Raw genomic sequence first — 7,635 nt, forward strand, 5'->3', positions numbered from 1 at the left:
TGTTTATCCGTCTTCTGTATGAAGTAAAGCCGTTATACCTAACATCAAGCTTACAATTGCAGGAATCCATGCAGCGATCCATACGGGAATCGTAGTTGATAGCCCAAGAGCTTGCACAACATTTGTAAAGAAATACAAGACAAAACCGCATGCGATACCCGAAAGAATTGTAAAAGTAGCTCCGCGACGATTACTGGTTCGCATTGAGAATGTTGCTGCAATTAACACCATTGCTACAAGAAGGAAAGGGGTCGACAATAAACTATGCAAGCGCATTTTATGACTGCTTGCATCAAAACCAGCATCTTCTAGTGTTTTGATAAAATCTGGTAGAACCCAGAAAGATAGAGTATCTTCAGAGTTGTAACTATCTTCGATTTTCTTACTCGTCAATGTGGTAGGAATACGGTAAATACTTTTCAGTTGCAGGGGGGTATTTGGCTTGAAGATCGTCGCATTTCTTAATGTCCAGTGCCCTTCAAACAAAATGGCTACCTGAGCATCAATTCTTCCGACATAATTATTATCCCCTTCAAATTGATAAACGGTTACACGCTGTAATCGTTTGCCACCATCTAGCGCGACTTGAGCATGAATAACCTCTTGGTGTTCCTTATTTCCCTGTCTTAGCCAAAGCCCAGTGCCTGACAAAGATAGTCTTTCTCCTCCGCGTTTGAGGTATTCATTCTCTAACTGTTCAAATTGGTTATACATTTGAGCGGCAAATGGCCCGAAAGATGTTATCTGTAAGACACCAATGCCAAATGCTAAAACGATAGGTAATCGTAATATTTGCCAAGCGGAAAAACCTGCAGCACGTGCAATTACGAGCTCTGAAGTCTTCGACAGTCGCCAAAATGCCACGATCGAGCCAAATAACATGACAAAGGGGAAGATATCCTGCAGAAGATGCGGGAGTTTTGCTAAACTCATTTGCAAAATAATGCTGAAACTTGCATCGGCTTTGCCTGAGGCACGTCTCATTAACTCAACGAAATCAAATAATGCGAAAAGAAAGCTCAGTGCAAAGAAAACAAATATAATCCAAAAGAGAAATTGTCTGGATATATAGCGGGGCATAGTACCTGTGAGTGTGCGAAACATTATATTTAAGCCTCGCTTCCAACAGCACGTGTACGAGGTGCTTTTAATTTACGTCGTCCATGGATCATATAAAAACTAGCTAGCATCGGTATAACAACATTTGCATACATTACATAGAGTAATGTCGGGTTTTTTCCTGCTGCATTAGTTAACCAAATATGTAGAATTAAATTTATGAGCATACCTACAATGGCTGTGCTCACCTGTTTAAATTGTCCTCTACGGCTATGCTGTCCTGATAGCAGAGATGCAATTGCGATCAGAGGTAAGCATAAACAAAAAATAGGCAAGAGAATACGAGCATGCCCTTGTGCAATTAATTTATCAAAGTTTTGCACATCATTTGGATCATTTGGATTAGGAAATAGTAGATCGGGTAAATATCGCTCGTTTGCTTCTCTCCAACGCAATAGTTTTTGATCTTTTGTCAAGCCAATATCCAATGTTGATTTTTGGAATTCTAACAGGTGTAGTTCACCGTCTTTCTTGACTTGTTTATTACCATTGAAAACTACGACACGAGGACCTTCAATAGTTTCAACAATATTTCCTCGTTCAGCTATGATAGTAAGATTGTCAGCACCATTATGATAAATGATACCTAACAGTGTATTTTCGCTCTGTTTTTCGCGGATGTAAATTGTCGTATCACCCGTAATATTAGTAAACTGTCCTTCACGTAAAACTGCTGATCCGATTTGGGAACGGGCGTGAGTAATAATACTTCGGAATTCGACTTGAGAAGCAGGCATTAGATATAAAGTTAAACTATAACATATTAACATACCCAAAAAACCCGCGACAAAACCGCCGCGCGCTAGCTTTCCGCGGCTTAAACCTGCTGCTCGCATCACCACAATTTCACTATCCGATGTCATTCGGTTATAGGTGAACAGTGTTGCGCCAAACAAAACAATTGGTAAAAGATAGCTCAGATAACGCGGGGTTGCGAGCAAAGACATACGAAAGAATTCTTCGATTGGCAGGCCATTTGTAATTATCATATCAATGAATTTGATAGATTGTACGAGGGTTACCAAAAGACACATGGAAATTGTCGCGACAAACGTCACACTGCCAATTTGCTTAGCGATATAGCTTGTGATTCGAGACAACATGAAGGTTGTTATTTCCCATGCGTAGATAGATGAATGAATTCAATTATTAATCAAATAATGAAAAATAGCTGGATTCTTATTGTAAGTAAAAATTTCTTTGTATGTGTAACTAATATCTTCCACTGTTCATGTCTAGCCTGATAGGGATTAATTCTATGCTTTTTTTCCTACAATACTTGACGTGAAGGTTTGGATGTTTATCACTTTATCTCAGCTATATAAAAGAACGGGCGGTGTTGCCTGCAATTATTTTGAAAAGAGATTGCTATTATGAAAATTACTTTTTCAACAAAAGCACCCAAAAAAGCGGACTCAATTCTGGTTGGCGTAGAAGAAGGGCGTAAGTTAACTGCATCAGCACAAGAGTTGGATGATGTTACATCTGGCATGGTGTCACGTGCGGCAAAAACAGGTAAGTTTAGTGGGAAGACAGCGCAGGTAGCAGAAGTTTTGGCTCCTGCAGGCCTAGACGCAGATCGAATCTATTTACTTGGTTTTGGTAAGGAATTCGATCAACTTTCTGCACAGAAGCTTGGCGGAACTATTATTGGGCGTTTGATGGGGGCAGGGTCCAAAACTGCTACCATTTTTGTTGATGCTGCGGATGAAGCTGAAGTTGCAGCACAAATTGCTTTCGGTATTAAGCTTGGTGCCTATAAATTTGAAAAATACATCACTAAGAAAGAAGAAGGTGATTCTACGGAAATTTCTGAAATCACGATTGTTACCAAGGCTGCCACATCTGCGGATCAAAAGTTTGATAACTTAAACGCAGTTGCGGAAGGTGTATATCTGACACGCGATGTTATTTCTGAGCCACCGAACGTTCTTTATCCGGAAACAATGGCAAATGAAGCAGAAAAGTTAAGTGAACTTGGTGTTAAGGTGACCGTATTGGGTGAGGCAGAGATGACCGAACTAGGTATGGGCGCTCTTTTAGGTGTTGGTCAAGGATCTGCGCGTGAAAGCAAGCTTGTTGTGATGGAATGGAAAGGTGGAACAAAGTCCGAAGCACCTGTTGCATTTGTAGGTAAAGGTGTGACTTTTGATACAGGCGGTATCTCTTTGAAACCTGGTCCTGGAATGGACGAGATGAAATGGGATATGGGTGGTTCCGGTGTCGTGCTTGGTCTTATGAAGGCTTTGGCAGGTCGTCAAGCAAAGGTAAATGCTATCGGTGTTATAGGTCTTGTCGAAAATATGCCGGATGGTAATGCACAACGCCCTGGTGACATCGTGACATCCATGTCTGGTCAAACAATTGAGATTTTGAATACTGATGCGGAAGGGCGTTTGGTTCTGGCTGATGCACTTTGGTATACTCAAGACAAGTATAAGCCGCAAATCATGATTGATTTGGCGACATTGACTGGTGCGATTATGGTGAGTTTGGGGCAAGAACATGCAGGCCTGTTCTCAAATGATGATCAATTGGCAGAGCGTTTAACTGCAGCGGGCTTAGCGACGGATGATAAAGTTTGGCGCATGCCGTTAGGGGATGCCTATGACAAGCAAATTAAATCCAGTGTAGCAGACATGAAAAATATTGGCGGGAAATATGGCGGCTCTATAACAGCTGCGCAATTCCTACAAAGATATGTGAATGGCACCAAATGGGCACATTTAGATATCGCCGGTGTGACATGGTCTGCAAAAAGCACAGCAACTGCACCAAAAGGTGCAACTGGTTTTGGTGTTAAGCTTCTGGATCGTTTTGTTTCTGAACATTACGAAGGATAAGTATCTATATCATGTCTGAAACCATGTATTACCATTTGCAGACCAAACCTTTGGAGCAAGCATTGCCTCAATTATTGGCAGCAACCCTTAAACGTGGTTGGAAAGCGGTGGTAATGACTGGTGAAGCTGGGCGTGTGGAAGCATTGACAGAGCATCTTTGGTCCTATGAGGAAGATAGTTTTCTTCCTCATGGGAATACCAAAGATGGGAATGCTGAATTACAGCCGATTTGGTTTACGGATCAGGATGAAAACCCGAATCAGGCAGAAGTGCTTTTCCTTGTGGATTCGGCGGAAAGCCAGAACCTAAATTCATATGCACGTGTTTGTCGCATTTTCAACGGAAATGATGATCATGCAGTCCAACAAGCACGTCTTGCTTGGAAAACAGAAAATGAAGCCGGACGAACATTAACCTACTGGCAGCAAACTGATCAGGGGGCTTGGACGAAGAAGGCGGACGCGAATACCAAAGAATCGCCCTAATATTTAGCTATTATCGTAATTAAAGGGTTACATCTAACGCCAGCTTATATAGCATTATTGTTTATAGGTTGAATGGCGAAACTTAAAGTACCCATCATAACAAAAAGAATCAGGGTTTCGATGGCTAGACATTTTAAAAGTAGACGTATGACTCCTCGCAGTCGGTTTATGCCGTCTACTGGGCGTTGGGCACATACTTATGGTGCAATTGATCTAGGTACTCATAATTGTCGTTTACTTGTTGCTCGTCCCTCTAAAAACGGTTTTCGCGTTATCGATTCATTTTCCCGCATTGTGCGATTAGGTGAGGGAATTGCTTCTACAGGACGATTAAACGAAGCGGCACAACGAAGAGCTATTCAAGCTTTGCAGGCATGTATGGAAAAAATACGTTTTCGTAAAGCGACGCGTATTCGTGCGATTACAACTGAAGCCTGTCGTCAAGCTATTAACGCTGATCAATTTATTGCAAGAGTTATGAGTGAAACAGGTGTTTTACTGGAAGTGATCGGTGCGAGAGAGGAAGCTCATCTTGCGATTGCTGGCTGTGTTCCTTTAATGGAAGAGAATAAAAAATATGCTTTGGTATTTGATATTGGCGGCGGAAGCACACAAGTTATTTGGGTGCGCACAAATACAGGTAGTAAGCAGGGACCAGAGGTAATTGATTGTATATCAATACCTTATGGTGTCGTTACACTTGGTGAACAAGTTGGGTTGTCAAAATTAGCGGGACCAGATTTCGAACTCTGGGTGGAAAAAGTTTCATCTTTATTTCAAGACTTCGATCAACAACATGGTATATCTAGTGAAGTGGTCAAAGGATCCGTACAAATGCTTGGTACTTCGGGCACAGTTACGACTGTAACAGGCATTGATTTAGGATTGCCTCACTATATTCGATCAAAAGTTGATGGTGCGGTCTTGAGTTTTAAGTCCGCAGAGGATATTGCCTCTCGTCTACGATCTATGACATTACAGGAGCGTGAAGATTGTCCATGTGTGGGCAAGGAACGAGCCGACCTTGTTTTAGCGGGATGCATTATTCTGGAAGCGATCTGTCAGGTTTGGCAGGTTGGTCGACTTTGTGTAGCTGATCGTGGTATTCGTGAAGGTGTATTAATTGATTTAATGGCAGCGGCCGATCAGGAAGCTGAGGAGAATTGGAGCCATGGCAGCTAATGGACGTAACCGTTCTGGTGGCGGTAAGAAATCAGGTTCAAAAGGATCTGGAAATATTAGAAATGTGACAGATGGCCGTCAGCAACGCGTTCGCGTGAAAACCGCGAAACGTCGTAAGATTTCTTCTACGCGCTGGTTAGAACGACAATTGAATGACCCATATGTTGCGGAAGCGCGTCGTTTAGGATATCGGGGTCGTGCTGCATTTAAGCTTGCTGAGCTGGATGACAAATATGATTTTTTGCATCCGGGACAGGTTATCGTTGATTTAGGTTGCGCACCAGGCGGTTGGGTTCAGGTTGCGCAAGAACGTATCGGTAAAGAAGGTAAAGTCGTCGGTATCGACCTTCAAGAAGTTGAGCCTATTCCGGGAGCTGACTTGATTCAGGGTGACTTTATGGAGGACGATGCTCCGGATAAGCTGAAAGCTCTTTTAAAAGGGGCTGACGTTGATGCGGTATTGTCTGATATGGCACCGTTTACCACGGGCCATGCCCCAACGGATCATTTACGTATTGTAGGCCTTGTGGAAGCTGCAGCTTATTTTGCAATGGAAGTTTTAAAACCCGGCGGCATTTTTGTGGCAAAAGTATTCGCTGGCGGCACTGAAAGTGAATTACTTTCGTTACTGAAGAAACATTTCAAAAAAGTGGCTCATAATAAACCAGCATCAAGTCGTAAAGATTCTGCCGAGATGTTCTTGGTTGCTCAAGGTTTTTCTGGTGAGCGTCCTGACCTGCCAAATTATGATGAGTATAATCCGATGGATATGACGTAATTATGCGGGCTGTTGTACAACGTGTTAAAGAAGCAGCGGTGCATGTTGAAAGCGAGATCGTTGGAAAAATTGAACAAGGTTTGCTCGTATTGATCTGTGCAGAAGAGGGGGATGAAGATAGTCAGGCAGACTATTTTGCCCGCAAAATTGCAGCCATGCGTATCTTTTCTGATGAAAATGGAAAGATGAATAAATCTGTTAAGGATATTAACGGATCTATACTTGTCGTAAGCCAGTTTACCTTAGCTGCTGACTGGAAAAAAGGAAATCGTCCGGGCTTTTCAAAAGCAGCTTCACCTGAAGAGGGGCGTCGATTATATGAATATTTTGTTCAAAGAATAAAAGAAGAAGGCCTGCCAGTCCAGACAGGCCAGTTCGCAGCTGACATGCAGGTGTCTTTGGTAAATGATGGTCCGATCACAATCCCTATGGAGGGGTAGGGACAAAACGATTATCTTACCAATCGACCCGTTCTACATCTTTCACAGCAATGTCTATATCATTTATTGAGATACTAAACGCTCCAGCCTCAGCCTTGATGGCTGCGTTAACGTCTTTTTTACTTGAGGAAGAATCAAAGGTCTCATCACCGACCTTAATTTCCCAGTTTTCATCGACTAAATCATCAAGATAGAGCCGGTCTTTATTACCTTCTCCACCATCTATGATGCCTGCTTTTGTTGGCGTGCCGTCTACATCTGTTAGGTAAAATCTATCATTTCCTGCGCCCCCCAACATGGTATCATTGAGGCCACCTGTTAGGCGATCATTTCCAGATCCAGCATTCAAAATATCTATACCTTCGCCAGCAAATAAGCGATCCGCCCCCCCGCCCGCAATAAGTGTATCGTTACCTGCACCACCATATAGATGGTCATTGTTATCACCCGTTGTCAGTTGGTCATTACCATCCTCACCATAAAGGCGGTTTCTTCCTGATGTGTCTGTAAGCGTGTCATTAGCATCTCCACCATAGAGACGATCATTTCCTTCATTGCCATTTAGCTGGTCATCATCTGCGCCACCGCGCAATATGTCATTTCCTAAGCCACCAGAAAGCATGTCTTCGCCGGAACCGCCCGTTAATCTGTCATTTCCAGAACCGCCATCTAGATTATCATTTCCTTCACCACCATAAAGACGATCTGTACCGCCGCCTGAGACAAGTGTATCATTACCTGATCCGCCATATAAGCGATCATTGTTATCACCTGTCGTCAGTTGGTCA

Annotated in this window: 8 protein-coding genes; 5 read left to right on the forward strand and 3 right to left on the reverse strand. The window is 42.8% G+C overall.

Features of this window, described 5'->3' with window-relative positions; translation table 11 throughout:
- Window positions 1-3: 3 nt before the first annotated feature.
- A complete protein-coding gene (gene lptG, locus E1160_RS10080) occupies window positions 4-1,104 on the reverse strand; it encodes an LPS export ABC transporter permease LptG (RefSeq protein ID WP_155155031.1) in 1,101 nt (366 codons plus the stop codon).
- A gap of 5 nt (window positions 1,105-1,109) precedes the next feature.
- Window positions 1,110-2,222: an LptF/LptG family permease gene (locus E1160_RS10085; RefSeq protein WP_155155032.1), complete on the reverse strand. Its 1,113-nt coding sequence runs from the start codon at window positions 2,220-2,222 to the stop codon at window positions 1,110-1,112.
- 270 nt (window positions 2,223-2,492) lie between these two features.
- Between E1160_RS10085 and E1160_RS10090 the strand changes: the two genes are divergently transcribed.
- The 5 genes from E1160_RS10090 to dtd all read left to right on the forward strand — a co-directional run bounded on the left by E1160_RS10090 (window position 2,493) and on the right by dtd (window position 6,847).
- Entirely contained in the window at window positions 2,493-3,962 is a 1,470-nt protein-coding gene (locus E1160_RS10090; protein WP_155155033.1) for a leucyl aminopeptidase, read from the forward strand.
- A gap of 11 nt (window positions 3,963-3,973) precedes the next feature.
- The gene (locus tag E1160_RS10095; RefSeq protein ID WP_155155034.1) at window positions 3,974-4,447 is read left to right on the forward strand and encodes a DNA polymerase III subunit chi; all 474 of its coding nucleotides are present in this window, start codon (window positions 3,974-3,976) and stop codon (window positions 4,445-4,447) included.
- Window positions 4,448-4,567: 120 nt separating this feature from the next.
- Window positions 4,568-5,629 carry a Ppx/GppA phosphatase family protein gene (locus E1160_RS10100; RefSeq protein ID WP_235914098.1) on the forward strand — a complete coding sequence of 354 codons (1,062 nt, stop codon included), beginning with the start codon at window positions 4,568-4,570 and terminating at the stop codon, window positions 5,627-5,629.
- Entirely contained in the window at window positions 5,619-6,407 is a 789-nt protein-coding gene (locus E1160_RS10105; RefSeq protein ID WP_155155035.1) for an RlmE family RNA methyltransferase, read from the forward strand. The genes E1160_RS10100 and E1160_RS10105 overlap by 11 nt, the downstream gene beginning before the upstream one ends.
- Window positions 6,408-6,409: 2 nt before the next feature.
- Complete coding sequence (gene dtd / locus E1160_RS10110; RefSeq protein WP_155155036.1) at window positions 6,410-6,847, forward strand: D-aminoacyl-tRNA deacylase; 438 nt, start codon at window positions 6,410-6,412, stop codon at window positions 6,845-6,847.
- A 16-nt stretch (window positions 6,848-6,863) separates the two neighbouring features.
- Here dtd and E1160_RS10115 read toward each other — a convergent pair.
- Window positions 6,864-7,635, reverse strand: a 772-nt coding sequence (locus tag E1160_RS10115) for a calcium-binding protein (protein ID WP_218048829.1), incomplete at its 5' end; no start/stop codon positions are given.

Source organism: Curvivirga aplysinae (assembly GCF_009711445.1).
Taxonomy (GTDB): domain Bacteria; phylum Pseudomonadota; class Alphaproteobacteria; order UBA8366; family Aestuariispiraceae; genus Curvivirga; species Curvivirga aplysinae.

Bases quoted from the DNA above. Each gene is read 5' to 3' on its own strand.
- lptG (WP_155155031.1), bottom strand. From the start codon at position 1,104: ATGTTTCGCACACTCACAGGTACTATGCCCCGCTATATATCCAGACAA.
- E1160_RS10085 (WP_155155032.1), bottom strand. From the start codon at position 2,222: ATGTTGTCTCGAATCACAAGCTATATCGCTAAGCAAATTGGCAGTGTG.
- E1160_RS10090 (WP_155155033.1), top strand. From the start codon at position 2,493: ATGAAAATTACTTTTTCAACAAAAGCACCCAAAAAAGCGGACTCAATT.
- E1160_RS10095 (WP_155155034.1), top strand. From the start codon at position 3,974: ATGTCTGAAACCATGTATTACCATTTGCAGACCAAACCTTTGGAGCAA.
- E1160_RS10100 (WP_235914098.1), top strand. From the start codon at position 4,568: ATGGCTAGACATTTTAAAAGTAGACGTATGACTCCTCGCAGTCGGTTT.
- E1160_RS10105 (WP_155155035.1), top strand. From the start codon at position 5,619: ATGGCAGCTAATGGACGTAACCGTTCTGGTGGCGGTAAGAAATCAGGT.
- dtd (WP_155155036.1), top strand. From the start codon at position 6,410: ATGCGGGCTGTTGTACAACGTGTTAAAGAAGCAGCGGTGCATGTTGAA.